General features: G+C 40.2%; 14 protein-coding genes. 10 read left to right on the top strand and 4 right to left on the bottom strand.

All coding sequences use genetic code 11. The features are described from left to right. Positions 1 to 4 precede the first annotated feature (4 nt). From murQ to LC653_RS20345, 7 genes are all read left to right on the top strand, one after another. Positions 5 to 931 carry an N-acetylmuramic acid 6-phosphate etherase gene (gene murQ, locus LC653_RS20375; RefSeq protein ID WP_229496578.1) on the top strand — a complete coding sequence of 309 codons (927 nt, stop codon included), beginning with the start codon at positions 5 to 7 and terminating at the stop codon, positions 929 to 931. A gap of 558 nt (positions 932 to 1,489) precedes the next feature. After that, positions 1,490 to 2,692: a response regulator gene (locus LC653_RS20370; RefSeq protein WP_229496577.1), complete on the top strand. Its 1,203-nt coding sequence runs from the start codon at positions 1,490 to 1,492 to the stop codon at positions 2,690 to 2,692. Between the two features lie 593 nt (positions 2,693 to 3,285). Then, on the top strand, positions 3,286 to 3,648 hold the full coding sequence (locus tag LC653_RS20365) for a response regulator transcription factor (protein ID WP_229471579.1): 363 nt from the start codon (positions 3,286 to 3,288) through the stop codon (positions 3,646 to 3,648). Positions 3,649 to 3,773: 125 nt separating this feature from the next. Continuing rightward, positions 3,774 to 4,247, top strand: a complete 474-nt coding sequence (locus LC653_RS20360; protein WP_229496575.1) for a chemotaxis protein CheW — start codon at positions 3,774 to 3,776, stop codon at positions 4,245 to 4,247. A 125-nt stretch (positions 4,248 to 4,372) separates the two neighbouring features. Further along, the gene (locus LC653_RS20355) at positions 4,373 to 7,681 is read left to right on the top strand and encodes a GAF domain-containing protein (RefSeq protein ID WP_229496573.1); all 3,309 of its coding nucleotides are present in this window, start codon (positions 4,373 to 4,375) and stop codon (positions 7,679 to 7,681) included. Positions 7,682 to 7,712: 31 nt separating this feature from the next. Continuing rightward, positions 7,713 to 8,102 carry a four helix bundle protein gene (locus tag LC653_RS20350; protein ID WP_229496571.1) on the top strand — a complete coding sequence of 130 codons (390 nt, stop codon included), beginning with the start codon at positions 7,713 to 7,715 and terminating at the stop codon, positions 8,100 to 8,102. Positions 8,103 to 8,322: 220 nt separating this feature from the next. Next, positions 8,323 to 11,985, top strand: coding sequence for a hybrid sensor histidine kinase/response regulator (locus tag LC653_RS20345; protein ID WP_229496569.1), 3,663 nt, complete (start codon positions 8,323 to 8,325; stop codon positions 11,983 to 11,985). A gap of 187 nt (positions 11,986 to 12,172) precedes the next feature. Here LC653_RS20345 and LC653_RS20340 read toward each other — a convergent pair whose 3' ends face one another. The 3 genes from LC653_RS20340 to LC653_RS20330 form a co-directional block, all read right to left on the bottom strand. Next, complete coding sequence (locus LC653_RS20340; protein ID WP_229496567.1) at positions 12,173 to 12,877, bottom strand: Uma2 family endonuclease; 705 nt, start codon at positions 12,875 to 12,877, stop codon at positions 12,173 to 12,175. A 54-nt stretch (positions 12,878 to 12,931) separates the two neighbouring features. Further along, positions 12,932 to 13,828, bottom strand: a complete 897-nt coding sequence (locus LC653_RS20335) for an ABC transporter permease (protein ID WP_229496565.1) — start codon at positions 13,826 to 13,828, stop codon at positions 12,932 to 12,934. A 119-nt stretch (positions 13,829 to 13,947) separates the two neighbouring features. Further along, positions 13,948 to 15,033, bottom strand: a complete 1,086-nt coding sequence (locus LC653_RS20330; protein WP_229496563.1) for an ABC transporter substrate-binding protein — start codon at positions 15,031 to 15,033, stop codon at positions 13,948 to 13,950. A gap of 427 nt (positions 15,034 to 15,460) precedes the next feature. Here LC653_RS20330 and cruF point away from each other — a divergent pair, with 427 nt between their 5' ends. Continuing rightward, positions 15,461 to 16,372, top strand: a complete 912-nt coding sequence (gene cruF, locus LC653_RS20325; RefSeq protein ID WP_229496561.1) for a gamma-carotene 1'-hydroxylase CruF — start codon at positions 15,461 to 15,463, stop codon at positions 16,370 to 16,372. Positions 16,373 to 16,815: 443 nt separating this feature from the next. Then, the gene (cruG, locus tag LC653_RS20320) at positions 16,816 to 18,054 is read left to right on the top strand and encodes a 2'-O-glycosyltransferase CruG (RefSeq protein ID WP_229496559.1); all 1,239 of its coding nucleotides are present in this window, start codon (positions 16,816 to 16,818) and stop codon (positions 18,052 to 18,054) included. 80 nt (positions 18,055 to 18,134) lie between these two features. Here the strand turns inward: cruG and rnhA are convergent, their stop codons facing one another. Continuing rightward, a complete protein-coding gene (gene rnhA / locus LC653_RS20315; protein ID WP_229496557.1) occupies positions 18,135 to 19,043 on the bottom strand; it encodes a ribonuclease HI in 909 nt (302 codons plus the stop codon). Positions 19,044 to 19,989: 946 nt separating this feature from the next. Between rnhA and LC653_RS20310 the strand changes: the two genes are divergently transcribed. Further along, the gene (locus tag LC653_RS20310) at positions 19,990 to 20,724 is read left to right on the top strand and encodes a hypothetical protein (RefSeq protein WP_229496555.1); all 735 of its coding nucleotides are present in this window, start codon (positions 19,990 to 19,992) and stop codon (positions 20,722 to 20,724) included. Positions 20,725 to 20,897: the final 173 nt, after the last annotated feature.

Raw genomic sequence — 20,897 nt, 5'->3', positions numbered from 1 at the left:
ACAAATGACAAACTTGCAGGAACGTGGGCATCTTTTAACCGAGCTGGTAAATCCTAACAGTCTTAACTTAGACCAGCTCAGTTCTCTGGAATTGGTGGAGTTGTTTAATAGCGAAGACCAAAAGGCAGTCGAGGCGGTTGCGGCGGCGAAAATTCAGTTGGCACAAGCAATTGATAGCACCGCAGAGCGTTTGCGCCACGGAGGACGCTTATTTTATATCGGTGCGGGCACAAGTGGCAGGTTAGGGGTGTTAGATGCTGCTGAGTGTCCACCTACTTTTTGTACCCCGCCAGAGTTGGTACAGGGGATTATTGCTGGTGGTGCTGGCGCACTGGTACGCAGTTCGGAGGATTTAGAAGACAGCATCGAAGATGGGGAGGCTGCGATCGCAGGGCGACAAATTACCCAGCTAGATGTCGTAGTCGGCATTACTGCTGGTGGGACAACGCCTTATGTCCACGGTGCGCTTCGTGCTGCTCGTCAGCGAGGAGCGAAGACTATTTTTATCGCCTGTGTTCCTGCTGAACAAGTTAGCTTTGATGCCGATATTGACATTCGCCTATTGACAGGGCCAGAAATAATCGCCGGCTCAACTCGCCTGAAAGCTGGTACAGCCACTAAATTAGCTTTAAATATCCTTTCTAGCGGCGTGATGGTCAAGCTAGGCAAAGTTTACGGTAATCGGATGGTAGATGTGGCAGTAACAAATCAAAAGTTACGCGATCGCGCTTTGCGAATTTTGCAAGACCTCACAGGTTTAAGTCGGGAAGCTGCTGGTTTTTTATTAGAACGCAGTGGTAAATGGGTTAAGCTAGCGCTATTAATGCACTGGACTGGTTTGGAAAAAGACGAAGGCGATCGGCTTCTTTCAGAACACCAAAGTAATCTTAGGGCAGCTGTTTTCAGCTATCAAAACCATAACAAACCTTAAAGAAGTTCTCTTAAATAAATACTTTATACACTTAAGGATTATCAGTGGTAATTTTAGGCGTGTAGAGAGGCGTGTTAGCGAAGCAGGGCGTTAGCGTAGCGGGGCGAAGCCCAGTCTAATTTCGCGTCTCTCTACAAATGAGACACATTAATAATAAATGTAAATTTTAATAAATACTTTTAACATTTATTGCCAATCTTAATAAATGAAACATAAATAGAGACTGCCTATCTTTTTTAAACAAAAATTCAGAAATTCTACGGATATAATTCCGCATGAAAATTATTAAAATAATATATTAATACTGAATGCATCTTCCTTAATGATGTGGGCTATAACAACCTACTTGAGTCGTCAAGTTTGCCGATAAGGAACTCTGTGCTACATGACTTTTTTACTAGTAAGATTTTTGCTATTTTCCTATATTCTTTGATTTTAATAAACTTGATTTAGACTGCTATATACGAAATGTATTTGCACTTATTGACATATATGCTAACGACTATATAGCTAGTGTGGGTTTTTCAATAGCTGGCTTTTTAATACAAGGAACAAAGTATGACCCACTCCGAACTTATTCTTTCAAATAACTTAGTTAATGAATTTAAAACTTGTACTCAGCTGCAATATAATGGCAAATTAAATATTAAAAGTTCAAAGGGCAGCCAATGGACTTTTTATTATCGGCTGGGACGGATAGTTTGGGCAACAGGTGGAACTCATCCCTTCCGTCGCTGGCGTAGACATATGGCTCAAAATTGTCCCCAGATTGATGTTGATAAATTGCAGTTGCGTTTGCAAGATGTATCAATGGATTACTGGGATTATCGCCTTCTAGAAATCTTTCATAAAAAACAGAAAATTCAGAGAGAACAGATTCAGTCTATTGCCGAAAACACCATCGCGGAACTATTATTTGACCTAGCTCTGCAAGGAAATTTTGCTTCTATAAGTTGCAATCGCACCCAAGAAGTTATTTTAGAAACACCAATGAGCTTCACGAGTGCAGAAATGTCTGTAAAGCACATGCAAGACTCGTGGAAAGTTTGGTCAGAAGCAGGTTTAGCAAATTTTTCTCCTGACTTAGCACCAGTTCTACGCCGACCAGAACAACTTCAGCAGATAGTAAGTCCATCTGTCTACAAAAACTTTGTAAATTTAATCAACGGCAAATTAACTCTGCGAGATTTAGCCGTGAAAATGAAGCAAAGTGTACTTCCACTCACCCGTTCATTGCTTCCCTATATCCTTAAAGGAATCATCGAATTGGTGGAAATACCTGACATGCCCTTAGTAGTGACTGAGGTCAACAATAAGCCTATCACCGCACAACCAAAGAAATCTATTGCTCCACTAGTAGCCTGCGTAGATGATAGTCCTCAAGTCTGTAAAATGCTGGAGGATATTATCACTTCCAATGGACTAAGGTTTATCAAAATTCAAGATGCTGTACAAGCTCTCCCAACCCTGATTCAGGATAAACCAGACCTGATTTTCTTGGATTTGATTATGCCAGTCGCCAGTGGTTACGAAATTTGTACTCAGTTGCGGCGAATATCTGCCTTCGCCAATACACCAGTAATTATATTAACAGGTAGTGATGGTCTTTTAGATAGAGTTCGTGCTAAGGTAGTCGGTTCTACAGATTTTATCACTAAACCTGTAGTCGCTGACAAGGTAATGAGTATAATACGTAAATATTTACCTGCGCCAAGTGTATCCATCGACAAGAGTCAACCTAATTTAGAAGTTTGTAAGTAGGGAGAATTCATAATTTTTCTTGATTATTAATTATCAACTAATCTGATTAACTTGAAAATTTTATTCCTCAGCATGAGCCTATTGCTTAACAATAGCCATAACAAAAGTATTTACAATCGGTAAATTTTTCCACCTCAGTAAACATAAAATTACTGGGGTAATAAATAAGAAGTCCAAATTCACAAGATGCAAGTAGGTGGCGGTCTTAAACCTACCTATTTTTTTATACTAAATCGAATATTTATCACGTAACTAAAATATATATTAAATTATTTTCATTACGTACTTTTTCGGAGGTTAATATATAAAGATTGAATCAAAATTAGACAAATACAAAATTTTTGTATTTATAGCAGTCCGATTTGAGTTGTGAAATATTCTTGATGACAAGGGGTTAGGGTCTAGTACCGCAAGGCGGAAGTCAAAAGTCACACATGCTTTAATTTTGGGCTTTCTGGCTGTAATGAAATGGTAGGTTTATTTCCGCCTACCTGTACTAGTCTCTAGTCCCTTGTATGTCTTTCTTCACGCATCATTTGGATTTGTATATCTAATTTGTTTACATTCTTAAAAACTTTTAAAGAGTAATTATCATGAATACTGTTTTAGTTGTTGAAGATGGCTTAACAGATATGGAAATAATCAGCCGTTACTTGCAACAGGCAGGTTATTCTGTGATTAGCGCCACAAGCAGTGAAGAAGCTCAAGACAAAATAGATAAAAATAAGCCAGACCTCATATTTCTCGACGTAATTTTACCAGGTAAAAGTGGCTTTGAAATTTGCCGAGAGTTGAAAAACAATCCCAGTACTAGCAAAATACCTGTGGTTTTTTGCTCTACAAAAAATAGTGATGTAGATAAAATCTGGGGTAATATGTTGGGCGCCGATGGTTATCTATCAAAACCGATTGATCGAGAGGAACTAGTGGTAATTTTAAAGCGATTGATTAATTAGTCAAAACTTAATAGATCAACAAAAAGCTAGAAATCCATATTTCTAATATAGAGCCTCGACAAAATCAAATAATAACTGCAAATACTGGCTAGAGAGCAATAATCAAGCACAAAGGATCAATAACTTTGGAAACCAAGGAAAAGTTTTTAAGTTTTAATTTGGGAGTAAGGGATACAGCGATAATTTCGTTACAACACATCACAGAAGTTTTGCAAGTATCATTACCAGAAATATGTGGCGTTCCTCAGATGCCCAGTAGCGTCTTGGGTATCTATAACTGGCGCGGTGAGATGCTTTGGTTAGTAGATTTAGAGGCAATGTTAGGTTATCCTCCAATTTCGCAAGGAGCAAATTTACTTTCAAAAATAATGGCAATTGTTCTCGAAAACAAGGGTAAGTATTTGGGACTATTGGTGCGACAGCTAATAGATATTGAATGGCTGGATACTCAAGAAATGAAACCCCCAACTAGCGAATTATTTTATCCTAAAATATTACCTTTTTTACAGGGATACTTTATTAATGATTCTGAAGATATGATTTTTAATTTGGATGCCATAACAATTATCCAAGCTCCCATGTGGAAAGTTCATAATTGAACGGTTAATCATGGGTGATTAGGCACATTATTTTAACAATTCCTAATCCTTCATAGCCAAATACTAATTCATTCTTACCTGCCTAATACCCAATTATTACTCTAACAACTTTTGAGGTTAATAAAATGACATTTCTGTATAACAATAGCCCGGAAAACCAGCATCTAATCTCTGAAGTAGAAAATCTGAATGGGAGCGCTAATATAACAAATATTGCTAGCAACGAAATATCCTTATTAAACGCGATCGCTCAGGAATTTAAAACTTGGCGGCGACAGTTGCAAGACATCGCAACTCACATGCGCCAAGCGCCAGACCTTGATACACTACTCAAAATTACTGTAGCGCAGATTAGAGAAAAAATTGGCTGCGATCGCACCTTAATTTATCAGTTTACTTCCCTTGATTCAGGTAATGTTTTAGCAGAATCAAGAACACTAGGTTGGACACCGACTTTAGGCGAAAATATTCCCGGAATTATTTTTGGTTTATATACCAATCAAGACTATATAGAACCTGTAGTTATTGACGATATCAATCAGATTCAACTTACCCCTTATCAAAAGCAACTACTAGATAAATTTCAAATTAAAGCTAGTTTGAGTTTACCGATTGTAGTAGAAGGTAAAGTATGGGGATTACTGGCAGTAAATAATTGCTTATCAACACGGCAGTGGCAAGAAGTAGAAATTAGCCTACTATCCCAAATTACAACAGAACTGATCTACAAATTGCAGAGCTTTGAATTAAAAAGAGAAGAACAACAGCGCATACTAGCAAAAAAATCTGTAGCTAAAGTAATCGACAAAATTCTGCGGGTATCAAATGTCGATAAGCTTTTTCAAACAACCACTCAAGAAGTACGGCAATTACTAAAATGCGATCGCGTCGCCGTTTATCGCTTCAAACCTGACTGGAGTGGCGAGTTTATCGCTGAGTCAGTGGGTAATGGCTGGGTAAAAATGGTCAGCCCTGATTTTTATATGGTGTGGGAAGATAGCCACTTGCAAGACACCCAAGGAGGACGTTATGCCAAGGGTGAAAGCTTTGTGGCCAAAGACATCTATAAAATGGGTCATGCTCAATGCCACATTGATATTTTAGAGCAGTATGAAATGAAGGCTTACATCATTGCCCCCATATTTTCTGGAGAGAAATTATGGGGCTTGCTGGCAGCTTATCAAAATTCTGGGCCTCGTGATTGGCAACCTTGGGAAGAAAGCTTTGTGACCCAAATTGGACTGCAATTTGGTGTGGCTATCTCACAAGGCGAATATCTCGAACAGATGCATAAGAAATCTGAGCAACTAGCTCAAATAGTTGAACAAGAAAAAGCTTTTACTAAGATAGTAGGCCGCATCCGACAATCTTTAAATGTAGATAGCGTCTTCAAAACAACCACTCAAGAAGTGCGTCAATCACTACGATGCGATCGCGTCGCAGTCTATCGTTTTAACCCTGACTGGGGTGGCGAATTTGTGGCTGAGTCTGTGGGTACTGGTTGGACAAAACTGGTAGGCCCTGATATTAAAACCGTTTTGGATGATACCTACTTGCAAGAAACAAAGGGAGGTAGGTATGTCAGAGGCGAAAACTTTGTTGTTAATGACATCTATCAAGTAGGGCTTGCTCCTTGCCATATTGAGATTTTAGAGCAGTTTGAAGCCAAAGCTTACATAATTGTTCCTATATTCTTTGGCGATAAATTGTGGGGTTTGCTGGCAGCTTATCAAAATTCTAGCCCCCGTGAGTGGCAAACCTGGGAAGTGACCTTTTTGGTTCAGACTAGCTTGCAATTTAGCCTAGCTAAATCACAGATAGATTATTTGGAATTAGTTCGGTTGAAATCTGAGAAACTAGCTCAGATAGCGGAACAAGAGAAAGCTGTCACCAAGATTAGTAACCGGATTCGGCAATCTTTAGATGTAGAAGAAATTTTCAAAACAACCACTCAAGAATTACGGCAATTACTGCGATGCGATCGCGTCGCAGTCTATCGCTTCAACCCTAATTGGACTGGTGAATTTGTAGCAGAATCAGTAGCTCATACTTGGGTAAAACTGGTAGGGCCCGATATCAAGACTGTCTGGGAAGATACCCACTTGCAAGAAACTCAAGGAGGTCGATATGCCCAAGGAGAAAACTTTGTTGTAAATGACATTTATCAGGTAGGTCATTCTAATTGCCATCTGGAAATTTTAGAGCAATTTGAAGTCAAAGCTTATGTAATTGTTCCTGTATTTGCTGGGGAACAATTGTGGGGATTGCTGGCAGTTTATCAAAATTCTGGAACTCGTGATTGGGAAGAATCGGAAGTCACCTTGTTAGCACGTATTGGCAACCAGTTAGGACTAGCATTACAACAGACTGAATATTTGCAACAAGTACAAGGGCAGTCAGCCAAATTAGCAGAAGCAGCAGCACGAGAAAAGGCAGCCAAGGAGTTACTACAACAACGATCTATTCAACTCCTAATAGCCCTTAGACCCGCCCTCAACGGCGACTTAACAGTACGCGCACCCATTACAGAAGACGAACTAGGCACGATCGCTGATGCTTACAATAATACCCTGCAAGCACTGCGGCAAATCGTTCTTCAGGTACAGGGGGCTGCTCAACAAGTTGCCCAAACTTCCACTAACAGCGAGGCTTCACTAGCGGGACTGAATAATCTAGCACAACAACAATCTGAGGAAATTACCGCAGCTTTAGGTGAAATTCAACAGATGGTGGACTCTACTCAAGCTGTGGTGACGAATGCTGAGTTAGTGCAAGTAGCGGTGCAACAAGCCAATGAAACTGTAGAGTCTGGCGATACTGCGATGAACTTAACTGTAAAAGCAATCCAAGGAATTCGTGAAACCGTCGCGCAAACCAGCAAGAAGATTAAACGCCTCAGTGAATCTTCGCAAAAAATCTCCAAAGTGGTGAATTTGATTGGTAATTTTGCTACACAAACAAACGTGCTAGCTTTGAATGCAGCCATTGAAGCCACCCGTGCAGGTGAATATGGCAAAGGCTTTGCAGTTGTAGCTGATGAAGTCCGTTCTTTATCTCGCCAGTCAGCAGCAGCAACCATCGAAATAGAAAAATTAGTTCAGGAGATTCAAGCAGAAACCGGAGAAGTAGCAGTAGCAATGGAAACTGGTATTCAGCAGGTAGTAGAAGGTACAAATCTTGTCAATGATACTCGCCAAAACTTGAATGCGATCGTTTATGCAACTGCCGAAATTAGTCAGCTAATCGAGCAAATTACCGCAGCGACTCAAAAACAAATGACGCAATCTGTAACAGTCACAAAATCAATGCAAGATGTAGCAGAAATTGCTAATAAGACTTTTGCTGAATCTCAAGAAATTGCGACTGTGTTCCAAGATTTATCAGGGATGGCGCAAGAGCTATTAACAACTGCTAGTAAGTTTAAAGTGAAGTAGGGAATAGGGAGTAGGGAGTGGGGAGTGGGAAATGACAGTTTATGAAATTCGATCTTATCAAGATTTAAGAGTTTGGCAAGAAGGCATGAATTTAGCTGAAGCTTGCTATCAGCTAACGATTGCATTTCCAAAAGAGGAACTTTACGGAATGACTTCACAGATTCATCGGGCAGCTGTATCAATTCCAGCAAATATAGCTGAGGGCTATGGGCGAGAGTATCGCCCGGAATACATAAAATTTCTCCGAATAGCACAAGGCTCTCTCAAAGAACTCGAAACTCACTTATTACTATCAGCTAGAGCGAAAGTTGGACTTACAGATGCTCAACTAGTCACTCCAATTTTGAGGCAATGTGAATCTGTAGGAAGACTACTCCGTGCTTTAATTCGTTCTTTAGAGAATAAGGGGAGTAGGGAGTAGGGAGTAGGAAATAGGGAATTACACCTGATGTGAATTAAAAAAATCCTATTTTTCCATAAGGGTTTCCAGGCTTGGACAAAACCATCATTTTGGAATCATCAACGAAACTGAAAGGTTTTCAACTCTCAATTCACATTAGATATAAATTTTAATCTTCCCCATTCCCCATTCCCCATCCCCCACTCCCCACTCCCCACCCCCCACTCCCCACTCCCCACTTATGATTACAGATAACGAAATTCGTGAACAAGGATACATCTACTTTCTGGCTGAAGCCCCAGAATTAGTACAAATTATTGAACAAGAACTATTTAGCTTATCGGAAGATTATAGCATTGCTAAAGTTCATAATTTAATGCGGGCGACTCATACACTTAAAGGTGGCGCTGCTAATGTTGGGCTAGAAGTAATTAAGATGATAGCCCATTTTTTAGAAGATGTATTTAAGGCTCTATATAATCCAAAAGTGGTAGTTGATGCCGAATTACAAACACTTTTGTTACAAGCTTATGAGTGTCTTAGCATAGCATTAAATACCGAATTAATCGGCAGTACTGTTAATGATGAAGAACTGCTCCATCGAGCAAGTTCAGTGTTTGCACAGTTGCAAGAAAAGCTAGGTGATGCATTTGGTGCTGAAACTCATATTCCCACTTCTGAAGAATTGGGATTTGATATTGTACAGTCAGTTTTTGAAGTCGGAGTAGAGCAACGTCTAAACAGTATTGCTGAAGCTGTTAACAATCCACCCAGTCATGACGAATTTATCGAGTTTTTAAACTCTCAAGCTGAGGTGTTTCTCGGTTTAGCAGAATCTCTAAATTTACCTGGATTAGGAGAAATTTCTCAAACAATTCTGTCAGCGTTGCAAGCAAACCCCACTCAGGTGCAGCAAATTGCCGAAATTGCTCTTGCAGATTTACAACAAGCACAAAAATTGGTATTAGAAGGCGATCGCACATCTGGCGGAAAAACTTCTCCAGCTCTGCGAAAACTCACAACAGTGGTAAAGAATGAGTTATCTGGAGAATTACAAAATAATTCATCTGTTAGTATATTTGTCATCAATGAAGAACAATTTTATCAATTTATCACTACATCCGATAAGGATAAAAACGAATCAGTAAAGCCAACAACTGCCAAATTTTATTTAAAAGTAATTCGCTACATTTTTGGCTGGTTTAATCACGAGATACAAATAGTAGTAGAGCTTAATTTTGATTTAATAGTTCCCAGATTAGAAAAAGAAAATTTACTTGATTATATCGATAATTGGCTGAAAAAGTTTCTTGATTTTGTTCAAGATGAAGAAGATAGTCAAAGTCTTTGTATTTATCGACATGGGATAATTTTAATCATCTTATTTGCCGTCACAAAGTTTCAGTATTCTGTTAACAAATATGACAGCTACATCTCAGTCATTAAAATATTACAAAACCGAATTCATACATTAGCACAAGAATATAAAAACTATCCTCCTGTTACTAGTAAAGAGAAAAATTGGCTTGATAGTCCCAAGTTACAAACGCTCTTAGTTATTAAAGAAGTACCTAATGTATCTTCTCAAACAACTGAGAACCTACTAGAAGCAATATGGGGAGAAGAAGCTAGCGAAAACCTTTCAGATAAAGTGGTGACAACCACGAATGATCATTCTTCAGGAAAGCTTAATTCATTAACTGTCAATGAGCAGGGAGTTGTAAATGTTCCTGAAACAGCTATTGAAATCATGCCTGATTTAGCTACACAAATCAACAAAGAAATAGAAGATAAATCAGAGTATGTTCAAACTAAAAACTTTCGCCAACCTTCATTTATTCGAGTAGATACAGAGAGACTGCAACACCTCAATTATCTAGCTGGGGAATTGTTGATTTACCAAAAACGGCGTACTTTGCAAGATGAACAAGTCAAAGAAATAATTGACCAATTAATCCAGCAAATCACTAGACACCAAACAACTTTAAATGAATTACGTGATTTACCATTACAAATACAAAATATTGCCTCACAACAAACGCAAAATTTTGCAGTGAATTTTGACTCTTTAGAAATGGATGTATATACAGATTTTCAGATGACATTGCATGAAGCAATAGAAGAGACACTGCAACTACAAGAAACCACAGAGTCTCTTGACTTGCTCGTGAGCCAAGCTGCTCAAATTAGTGACAAACAAGAGAATTTAACTCTTAATATTATAGATAGCTTAGTAGAAGCACGAATGTCGCCTTTGGGCAATATCCTGAATCGCTTCCCCCACATGGTAAATAAGTTGGGGAATGTTCATGCCAAACTTGTAGGCTTGAAACTTACTGGTACTGAAGTACTAGTTGATAAAGCGATCGCAGAAAAGCTGTACGATCCCTTGTTACATTTAGTACGTAATGCTTTTGACCACGGTATTGAAGCTCCGCAACTTCGCCGAGAGCTTGGTAAACCAGAACAAGGGTTAATCGAAATCCGCGCCTATCATCAGGGTAGCCAAACTGTTATCGAGGTTCGGGATGATGGACAAGGATTGAATTTAGACAGAATTCGCAGAAAAGCTGCTGAATTTTATCCCATACAAACTGAAGAAAAAACTATAACCTATACTTCTAATCTGGCTGAATCTGAACTTTTAGATATCATATTTTCCCCTGGATTTTCTACTGCTGGTAAAGTCAGTGAAATCTCTGGGCGCGGGATGGGGTTAGATATCGTGCGGACTCAGATGAACGCACTTAATGGTTCAATTTCAGTTCAATCCTTACCCAACCAAGGAACAATATTCATACTCAAAATTCCTTTTTCTATGACTACCGAAAAATTAATGCTAGTTCAAGCCAAAGGTGTTGTTTATGCCCTTCTTTTGGACAGTATCGAAAAAATATTGATTCCCTCTGAACAGCAGATTAAAGAAATTGAAGGTAAAAAAGTCTTACATTGGAATACAGACGATGATGAAACTATGGTCAGCCTTCGTCAACTTTCAAAGTTGATTAATTATAATGATTCATGCTTTAATAGTGCTACTCCATACAACACATCAAGTACTCACGACCCAAGCATAGCGAAAAATCCGGTGCTATTGCTACGACGAAATCAGGGAACGTTTGCTTTAGAAGTTGACCAAATAATTGGTGAACAAGAATTGGTAATCAGACCTTTAGGAAATGCGATCGCACCGCCAAAATACATTTATGGTTGTAGTAGTTTAGCTAATGGTAATCTCATTTTAGTGATTGATGCTTCATTGCTGGTATCTAGCGAGCTTCAACAAACAACACTTGATGTCATGGCGCTACCAGTACCTTCTTTGTCAAATAAAAAAGCCTTAGCGATATCAGGACATACTTTTTTATCTACACCATTACTTGCTGCATCTGCTTCCACAACAACTATAGAAACCCAACCCAGTTACTCTCAAGAAGGAGATAATAAATCATCTATAGAAACCCAACCCAGTTATTCTCAAGAGCCAGATAATAAATTACCAAAAGTTGTTTTAGTAGTAGATGACGCAATTAGTCTGCGCCAAACTATCTCTCTCACACTGCAAAAATCTGGTTATCAAGTAATACAGGCTCAAAATGGTGTAGAAGCTTTAGAAAAGTTACAGTTACATCCAGAAATACAAGTTGTCATCTCTGATTTAGAGATGCCACGAATGAATGGTTTTGAGTTGTTGGGCAATTTCCGTCAATACCCCGATTTAGCAAAAAAACCTGTCGTGATTCTCACTTCTCGCAGCGCTGAAAAACATCGCCAGCTTGCTCAAGAATTGGGTGCAAAGGCTTACTTAACTAAGCCTTATTTAGAGCATGAGTTTCTTTCTACAATTAAGGAGTTAATTAACAGTAATACGGATGATTTAAACCATTTAGTCATTAGTCATTAGTCATTTGTCATTGGTCATTAGTCATTGCTCATTGTTTTTTGGTACATACCTCGTACCGGGCTTTGTCTGCTTCCCTAAGGTGTCCGAAAAAAATTTCTGATTAAAACCACCTTAAAGAGTGGGCGTGGTATCTCAAGAACTAATGACTATCGTGTTGCGGTTTGATATTTTGGTAAATACCATCGCCTTAATTACCAGGTAGATTATTTGGATCTACACCTAGAGAACGTAAATACTGCGCTAATTGTTCGGCCCTTTGTCGCTGCTGTTCTGCCTGTTCTGCATCTGTCAAATAGCGATTTCCTTGCTCATCATACCAACATAAAAACTCCTGTTGTATCCCGGCAATTACAGCTTGGTGTCGCCCAATACCTAACCCCAACTCTGGCATCAAATAAGGTTCACCTATTTGTAGTTGGTAATTTCTATCTATTAACTTATACACTTCAAATGGTTGATGTTGGTCGCGTCGCCAAAACTCAGGGTTATAAATTACGTAGTACAATACACCGAGTTTTTTGTATATATCTAGCTTCTCATCATATTCACCTCCGGGGGTGTGGGATACCATTTCTAATGTGAATATTGGAACTACCCCATTTTCTTCCCAAACCGCGTAACTTTTGCGTGATTTGCCACCCTTTTTCCGTTCTACTCCCACACTTAAAAAAGCATCTGGCACTACAGGTACTCTAGAATTTACTCCTGTCGTGTGATATAATGCCATATCTACCCCGAAGTACCAATCCATACGATTTGCCCAAATGGAGTTGAGTAAGAAGAGTAAAATATTGGGCAAAAAATTTTGATCTTCGTTATCCACTGGCGTATCGTCTGAACAGGGAAGTTCATCAGTAGTTGGTAACGCATTTTTGAGATCAGGTGAGAGCATAACCGTTGTCTCGCTGGCGTTTGATACCCTTATTATAAATGAGTGGCGGAAAGTTTAGCGTTTGGGTGCAGCCTCACCAAACTTAATTAAAAGTGCGATCGCAATACTAACAAGCAAAATTAATGTCATACTCAAAGCTGAACCAAATCCCCAATTTTGCGTTGCTCCCAGAAACTGGTTATAAACTAACCGCGCCGCCGTCATACTAGAAGCACCACCAAGTAATTCTGGATCGACAAAATCCCCCAAGCCTGTGATGAATACAAGCATAGAAGCAGCCGCAATTCCAGGAAAAATTTGCGGTACGGTTACTTGCCAAAAAGTTTCCACCGGATTTGCACCTAAATCAGCAGCTGCTTCTAACAACCGCTTGTCTAGCTTTTCGAGAGAAGCATATAAAATCAAAACCATATAGGGTAACAAGCTGTAACTCATACCAATAAATACAGCTTGACTCTGGTTAAGTAATTGCAAAGTAGGCAAGCCTAAATTGCTGAGTAAACTGTTCAATAAACCACTAGGACGAAGAATTGTAATCCAAGCATAGGAACGGAGTAACGAGGAAGTCCACAAAGGCAAGACAAAGGCTAATAGCAGCAAATTCCGCCAACGTTGCGGCGCTATCTGAGCAATCCAATAGGCAACGGGGAAACCCAAAATTAAACAAATTATTGTAGTACCAAATGCAAAAAATAGCGATCGCAAAATTACTTGCACATAAAGAGGGTCAAATATGCGGATGTAATTTTTGAATCCGTTGGGATTGACCAAATCTCCTGGTTGGATGTCTGCAACTAAACTTAACTGGAAAATTATTAAAGTTGGCAGCACCAATAAAAGTAATAACCAAATGCCAGATGGTGCAAGTAATACCAAAGGTTGGAGCCAATTCGGTCGTGGGCGTTGCAATTCTTCTATTTTAGAAATATCACTTTTTTGAAAATTCACCATTTATAACTCCTAACAGACGCGATTAATCGCGTCTTCTAACTCCTGTACAGACGCGATTAATCGCGTCTCTACTCCTAACTCCTGTACAGACGCGATTAATCGCGTCTCTCCTAACTATTTTAGCCGCTAGTTAATTGAGTCCAATAGCGATCGTAAACCTCTTCAAATTCTCCTACAGGAGTAACACGTTCACAATTTGCTAAAAGTGACTCTGAGGGAAATAAATTAGGATTATTTTGGATTGTTTTTGGCAATTGCTCAAATCCAGCACTATTAGGCGTAGAAATATTCAGGCGTTGACTGATTTGGGCTGCTAATTCTGGTTGCAAAATCATGTTAATCCAAGCATAGGCTCCAGCCTGGTTGGGGGCTGTTTTAGGAATTACAATACTGTCTGTCCATAATGAAGAACCACTGCGAGGAATTACATATTTGAGTTTAGGGTTTTCTTGAGAGATTCTCACGGCATCTGCTGAATAGCACATTGCCAATAGTAAATCTCCTGCTAGAATTTGATTTTGCCAAGCGTCTGTGTCAAAACGTGCGATCGCAGGTTTTAGCACTTTCAACTTTTCATAAGCTTGTTTGATTTCTTGTTCATTTTTTGAGTTGTAAGAGTAACCTAGCATCCGTAATGTCGCACCCATCACTTCTCGAACATCATTGAGCAATGTCATCTGCTGATTAAGTTGCTTTTGGTTTTGCCAAAGGTAATCCCAGTCTTGTGGTGCATCTTTGATTTTTTCGGAATTGTAAAGTAAACCTGTTGTCCCCCAGTTAAAAGGAATGCTATATCGGTTATTGGGGTCATAGCTAGGATTCTGAAACCGGGGGAATAAATTCTCTAAACCGATTAAGCGATCGTGATCTATTTCTGTTAATAAACCTTTCTTTACCATCTTCTGCACCATGTAATCGGATGGGTAGATGATGCTATAAGTGCCACCGCCTCCAGCTTGCAATTTAGCTAGCATGACATCATTGGAATCATAAACATCCGCTAGCACTTTCATACCGATTTGGGTGCTAAAGGTTTTCAATAATTGGTTGTCAGTATATTGCGTCCAGGTAAAGATATAAAGTTGGTCACGTTGACCCGAAGTATTAGAATTAGCACGGACTTCAGCTAGCCTCCAGCCACAACCAGCTAAAGATAAGCCAGAAAGCGCTGCCACCCCTTTGAAAAATTCCCGTCTGTTAGTCATTAAATTAGAAGTTGTTCATCGACAACCTCTAGATTACGGTATACCTAGTAGCCACTGCCGTAATTTTTTGGGATAAATGTGTCATTCTTCACACTTACTGTAGGGCTTTCTTAATCTCTGATGCTTGTCCTGCCTCAACGAGATACCTGTATGGAAGGAGTTGTTCATCATACGTGTATCAGTGGGACAAGAAACCAGGAGTTTTTGCAGATGAAATTATATAGATTTTGACTATATAGCTTAGAATAGTAAGTTTATCATCATATTTCTTTCTTATAGCTTCAATCAGTAAGCTGTTATGCTCTTCCTAAAAAAGCCAAACAAGTTTGTAGAGAATTGCGGTACAAAGTATTTAAATATGTTGTTAAACATTTGTAAACTGTTAGCAGCCGAGTAGCCGCGTGTCACATCTTGTTAAGGAATTATCATGAGACAACTTGTTATTGCTGAAGGCGTATGCCTCATTGGTCATATCGTGTCAAAAGCCTTTGGACTGGTAGGGATGCTACTGGTCGTACCTAATGCCGAAATAATTTTCAACTTATCGCAGGTTGGAGAAACTGCCGTACAGTTAAGTATGGCAGGTGGCGGTGTAGTTGATATCATCTTGGGGACAATAGCTGTCTCTATTTATGCCTACCGGACGCTGGGATTGCGAACTTGGCTAGCATTTATGCTGCCGGCTATGTTTATCTCCTTGGGGAGTGAACTACTGGGAACCAGCACAGGTTTTCCATTTGGTGATTATAGCTACTTGAGTGGCTTAGGTTATAAGATTGCGGGGCTAGTTCCTTTCACAATTCCTTTATCTTGGTTCTATGTTGGGCTGTCCTCTTATTTAATTGCGAGAACTGGTTTAAAAGTGGCACAAAAACCCAGTTTGGGACGCCATATTGCGGCTATAGCCGTTGGTGCTTTACTCTTCACTTGCTGGGATTTTGCCCTTGAGCCAGCGATGAGTCAAACTTCTCTACCTTTTTGGTATTGGGAACACCCAGGAGCTTTCTTTGGCACACCTTACCAGAACTATGCAGGTTGGTTTGGCACTAGTGCCCTGTTTATGACTGTGGCAGGATTGTTGTGGAGAAACGCTTCGATTAAATTAGAGCGATCGCAACTAAATCTACCCTTAGTCGTTTATTTAACTAACTTTGCCTTCGCCGCCGGACTAAGCTTGGCCGCTGGATTCTCCATCCCTGTGTTGCTTGGCTTATTCTTTGGTGTGACTCCTGCTGTGGCGCTGTGGTTAAGCAGTTCAACCACACCCACTCCAGTTGCTGTTGAACCAGCAAGCAAGGAAGTCTCGGTGGCAAGAAGCGTTAAAGTTGCCTTGAAATAAGTCAATAAATTAGGGAGTGGGGAGTGGGGAGTGGGGAGTGGGGAGTGGGGGGAGAAATCAATTCAAAATTCAAAATTCAAAATTCAAACATTTTAGAACTTCTGCCTTCTGGCTCCAGCAAGAACTGCCTCCTCTTTCCCAATGCCCAATGACTAATGACTAATACTTCGGCTTCTCTACGAGACGCTACGCGAACGCTCAGTACAAGTGACTAATGACTAATGACCAAATAATTACTAATTCGTAATTCGTAATTCGTAATTAAAGGTACAGAGCAACTAACTAACATTTTATGGAGACAAATAAATTTATTCCTCAATTAGGCCCCCGACTTCAGTCGTGGGGTAATAATTACGAATTACGAATTATAAATTACGAATTATTTTGACTAATACTTCGGCTTCGCTCAGTACAAGTGACTAATGACCAATGACTAATGACTAATGACTAATGACAACGCTTTGATAGTAGAAAGCACCATCTCACTTTTATTGCTACTTATCCAAGTACCAGCAACGGCAATTCTGTTTTCGCGCCTGCTAAAGGGGCCAAGACGCCTTCCTCCAATAGAACCGCAACAGCCGACACTGGAGCTTTTGGGTAAGGTTAGCGTCGTCGTTCCCACGCTGAACGAGGCGCTTCGCATTAGCCCATTGTTAGCTGGTTTAAGTCATCAAAGCTACGAAGTTAGGGAAATTATTGTTGTAGACAGCAAGTCTGCTGATGGTACGCCCGACTTGGTAAAAGCGACACAGCAGAAAGATCCGCGCTTTCGCGTGATGACAGATGACCCCTTACCTTCTGGTTGGGTGGGGCGTCCTTGGGCGTTGCATAACGGTTTTCTATTTAGCTCTGAGCGTAGTCAGTGGTTTTTAGGGCTGGATGCTGATATTCAACCGCATCCTGGTTTGGTTGCTGGTTTGGTGAAGACAGCCGAAGCACAGGGGTATGACCTCGTTTCCCTTTCACCCCAGTTCATCCTCAAATATCCGGGAGAGTGCTGGCTACAACCGGCTTTGTTGATGACTTTGCTTTACCGATTTGACCCGGCTGGGATCAATACAGAGCAGCCAGAACGGGTGATGGCAAATGGGCAGTGTTTTTTGTGTCGTCGCTCCGTTTTAGCTGCTGTGGGTGGCTATAGCAGTGCGAGTGGTTCTTTTTGTGATGATGTCACTTTGGCACGAAATATTGCTGTTCAAGGGTATAAGGTGGGCTTTTTAGATGGCGCAAAGGTGCTGAAAGTAAGGATGTATGAAGGGGCGATGGAGACGTGGAAGGAGTGGGGGCGGAGCCTCGACCTCAAAGACGCAACTTCTCGTTCGCAGTTGTGGGGAGATTTATGGCTACTCACATCTGTTCAAGGTCTACCCCTTTTAATAATCCTTACTTTTTTGTTGATTTCTCCCCCACTTTCGTACTCGCTACAGACGCGATTAATCGCGTCTCTACCTACTCCCCCACTCCTTCTGCTAGGACTAAATTTATTCTTGGTGGTAATTCGCTTTGCTATGCTAATTGCGATCGCACCTTCTTACGATCGCAAAAGCGCAAAAGGCGGCTGGTTATTCTGGCTTTCCCCTTTGGCTGATCCCTTAGCTGTACTGCGAATCTTCTTATCTGCGTTCCGCAAGCCACGCGAGTGGCGGGGACGCAAGTATAGTGCAAAAGAGGGGGAGTAGGGAGTGGTGAGTGGTGAGTGGTGAGTGAGCGAAATTCCCTATTCCCTACTCCCTATTCCCTATTCCCTATTCCCTACTCCCTACTCCTCTTCACCTCCTACTTGATCCCCGCGTTCCAGTTCCCAAAGAATTTGATTTCCTTCACGGCGTACCCGTGACACTATCCAGTTTCGCCAGCGCCATTGATCTCCCCGACTGGTAACAGCGCTGGCGTGGACATCCATCAAGTCTGCTAACTCAGAACTGGTGATTAAGTAGCCTTTTTCTGAAATTTCGTCAGCGATACGCAGAGTTTCGACCAAGCTGCGGAGTTGCGAAACCCTCATTTCTGGCGGTTTTTCATCGGTTGCGGCCGCAGTTGGCCCAGTAGATGGTTCCATAACGGTTATTTCTGGTGCAGAAGTACTGATTTCTTGCGGACTTTGGTTAATTATTCGAGAGTTTTTTTCATAATCAGCTACTTTTGCTACATTTAGGTCATTTGTGGAAGGTAAAGATTTATAAAAATTTGCAGGAGTTAATTGTTGTAGCGAAGGAATTTTACCACTGGCGTATGTGCGAGCGATCGCATCACAACGTTCGTTACCTATGTTACCAGAATGTCCCCTAACGTGTTGCCATTTTACCTGTTGGGTATTGAGTTCATCAAGAGTTTCCAAAAGCTCTTGATTTTGGACGGGTTTACCATCTGACTTTTTCCAGCCTTTCTTTTTCCATCCTTTCACCCACTTGGTAACGCAGTTAATTAGGTATTCGCTATCGGTATGAAGGATGATGGGTTGGGTTTGTTGAGATGTTTGCAGGAATTGGAGGGCTGCGATCGCAGCTTGCATTTCCATTTTATTATTAGTGGTATGAGGGGATGCATCGCCCATTTCGTGGATTGAACCATCGCTAAAATAGACGACAACTCCCCAACCGCCAGGGCCAGGATTTCCGGTGCAAGCACCATCGGTGTATATGCTTTGGATTGTGGGTTGAGTGGACATGGTTAGGGTATCGAACCGCAAAGGACGCTAAGGGAAGAGTTATTAGCTGCAAATTTTTTAAAGAATATCCAGGCTATTATACTGGTTCGCACTCTGGCAACAACGCTCCACAATAAGGCTGTTGTGGTCAAAAATGGTATTTTGCTATTCGGTGGGTACCGCTTATGCTCAACCGAACCTACGAATATTCTTAACCGAGGAGTATTGTCATAGGTGTTAATCAGAATAGGACTTACGCACGGGTAACGGAAAACGAACCACAGAGAAGCCAGTGCGCCCTTGCGGTTAAGAGACTTGAAGCAACTGGCGCGGCGCAGAGAAGCCAGTGCGCCCTTGCGGTTAAGAGACTTGTTCGCTCAAGCGCGTTCCCGTTCGCGCAGCGTCTCCGTCAGGAGAAGGGTAGCAACTGGCGCGTCACAGAGGAATGAGAGTTTGAGAGGGTTTTTGCCTAAGTCCTACAGAAATTTGGGAAGATATCCGAAAAACTATAGGTTCAAGATGTAGACATAAAGTGTTATACCAATTTGAAAAAAGAATGCGACAAATAGACCATTTATAGAGACGCGATTCATCGCGTCTTTACCCAAGGATGTGTTGCAATCATCAATTGAAATGGTATTAGTTTTTTGCTCATTGTGGTTTAAGTCATGTAGAGAAACCCACGAAAAACCTAACTCTCTTACCGATGCTCTTAGGGCGAAAATTCCAAGTCTCTCTCTTTTTAGGAGAGAGACTTAGAGAGAGGTTTTCCAGATACCGTGAAAGATAAACTGTTATCATTTCTGCAATAAGTTGAGCTAAATATCTTCATGTATTCCAGAGATAATAACAGGGTAATAAGCTATGTCATTTTTCGATGTAACTAGCTATTTAGTTTTTTAAACCTACTTATGAGCGATTACTTTCTCTCAAATAAAAGTCAATTATATTCATAGAATAATGTAGTATGAGTCAGAAAATAGTTGAAACCATTAAGAATTATTTTCAGCCTAAACTCAGCAATTTCCTCAACATTGGCTTCAGGATAATAAGTATTTTGGTTTTAGGTTACTTATTTTTTATTCCAGCTAAAGGACTTGATAAAAACCGGAGATTAGATACAACAGAAGTAGGACTTTTAACAATTATATTATTGTTAAACTCTTCAGTTATTGAAAGACTAGAAAAATTACAATTTGGTAGCAATGGAGTAGAATTGAACCTAGTACATAGTAAAATTAAAGCTAATATAGAGGCTAATCAAAAGGAGTCAAAAGCTTTAGCTTTACTAGGAACTTTAATAGAAGATGATGAAAACCAAAGAAAGTTTTTTGACTACTTGCTAGACGATGGAGAGCGAACAACTCTGGAAAATTTATTTAATGCTGAAAAAGAGCAAAGACAGTTTCCGTATAAAAAAGAACAATCGTGTGAGCAACAATTAAGACATTTACGAGTATTAGGCTTTATTGAACCTTTAACAAATTATCAAATTAACGAATTGCCCCCCCAAAGCAATTTAAGAGACTATTTTAAGCTTACTTGTACTGGAAAAATATGTCTGGCTTTAGGTTCTAGTTCAATTGCTCCACAAGACATATTAAATCAATGTGAAAGTGACTGTCATTGCCACAAAATATTGAGTCAGATTATAGAAAAACAAGGTCAATATGGGCTAAAGATGAATGGTATTAATAACTAATATAAAACCTCACCCTACCTCCGGCTTCCCTCTCCGAACTCACGGAGAGGGATTGAGGGTGAGGTTTTATCTTAATCTTATCTTATGTTTAACTAGTTCCGTGGGTTTAAGTCCCCCGGTTCAATAAAAATTTTGTTTTGTGTTGGGGTTAAATCCCCATTACAAAACAAAAT

It is taken from the genome of Nostoc mirabile CHAB5784 (assembly GCF_020829645.1).
Classification (GTDB): domain Bacteria; phylum Cyanobacteriota; class Cyanobacteriia; order Cyanobacteriales; family Nostocaceae; genus Nostoc; species Nostoc mirabile.
This window is presented reverse-complemented; position numbering and strand designations above follow the sequence as displayed.

Coding starts and splice junctions, on each gene's coding strand:
- LC653_RS20335 (WP_229496565.1), bottom strand. CDS start 13,828: ATGGTGAATTTTCAAAAAAGTGATATTTCTAAAATAGAAGAATTGCAA.
- murQ (WP_229496578.1), top strand. CDS start 5: ATGACAAACTTGCAGGAACGTGGGCATCTTTTAACCGAGCTGGTAAAT.
- LC653_RS20345 (WP_229496569.1), top strand. CDS start 8,323: ATGATTACAGATAACGAAATTCGTGAACAAGGATACATCTACTTTCTG.
- LC653_RS20370 (WP_229496577.1), top strand. CDS start 1,490: ATGACCCACTCCGAACTTATTCTTTCAAATAACTTAGTTAATGAATTT.
- cruF (WP_229496561.1), top strand. CDS start 15,461: ATGAGACAACTTGTTATTGCTGAAGGCGTATGCCTCATTGGTCATATC.
- rnhA (WP_229496557.1), bottom strand. CDS start 19,043: ATGTCCACTCAACCCACAATCCAAAGCATATACACCGATGGTGCTTGC.
- LC653_RS20350 (WP_229496571.1), top strand. CDS start 7,713: ATGACAGTTTATGAAATTCGATCTTATCAAGATTTAAGAGTTTGGCAA.
- cruG (WP_229496559.1), top strand. CDS start 16,816: ATGACTAATGACAACGCTTTGATAGTAGAAAGCACCATCTCACTTTTA.
- LC653_RS20340 (WP_229496567.1), bottom strand. CDS start 12,877: ATGCTCTCACCTGATCTCAAAAATGCGTTACCAACTACTGATGAACTT.
- LC653_RS20355 (WP_229496573.1), top strand. CDS start 4,373: ATGACATTTCTGTATAACAATAGCCCGGAAAACCAGCATCTAATCTCT.
- LC653_RS20365 (WP_229471579.1), top strand. CDS start 3,286: ATGAATACTGTTTTAGTTGTTGAAGATGGCTTAACAGATATGGAAATA.
- LC653_RS20330 (WP_229496563.1), bottom strand. CDS start 15,033: ATGACTAACAGACGGGAATTTTTCAAAGGGGTGGCAGCGCTTTCTGGC.
- LC653_RS20310 (WP_229496555.1), top strand. CDS start 19,990: ATGAGTCAGAAAATAGTTGAAACCATTAAGAATTATTTTCAGCCTAAA.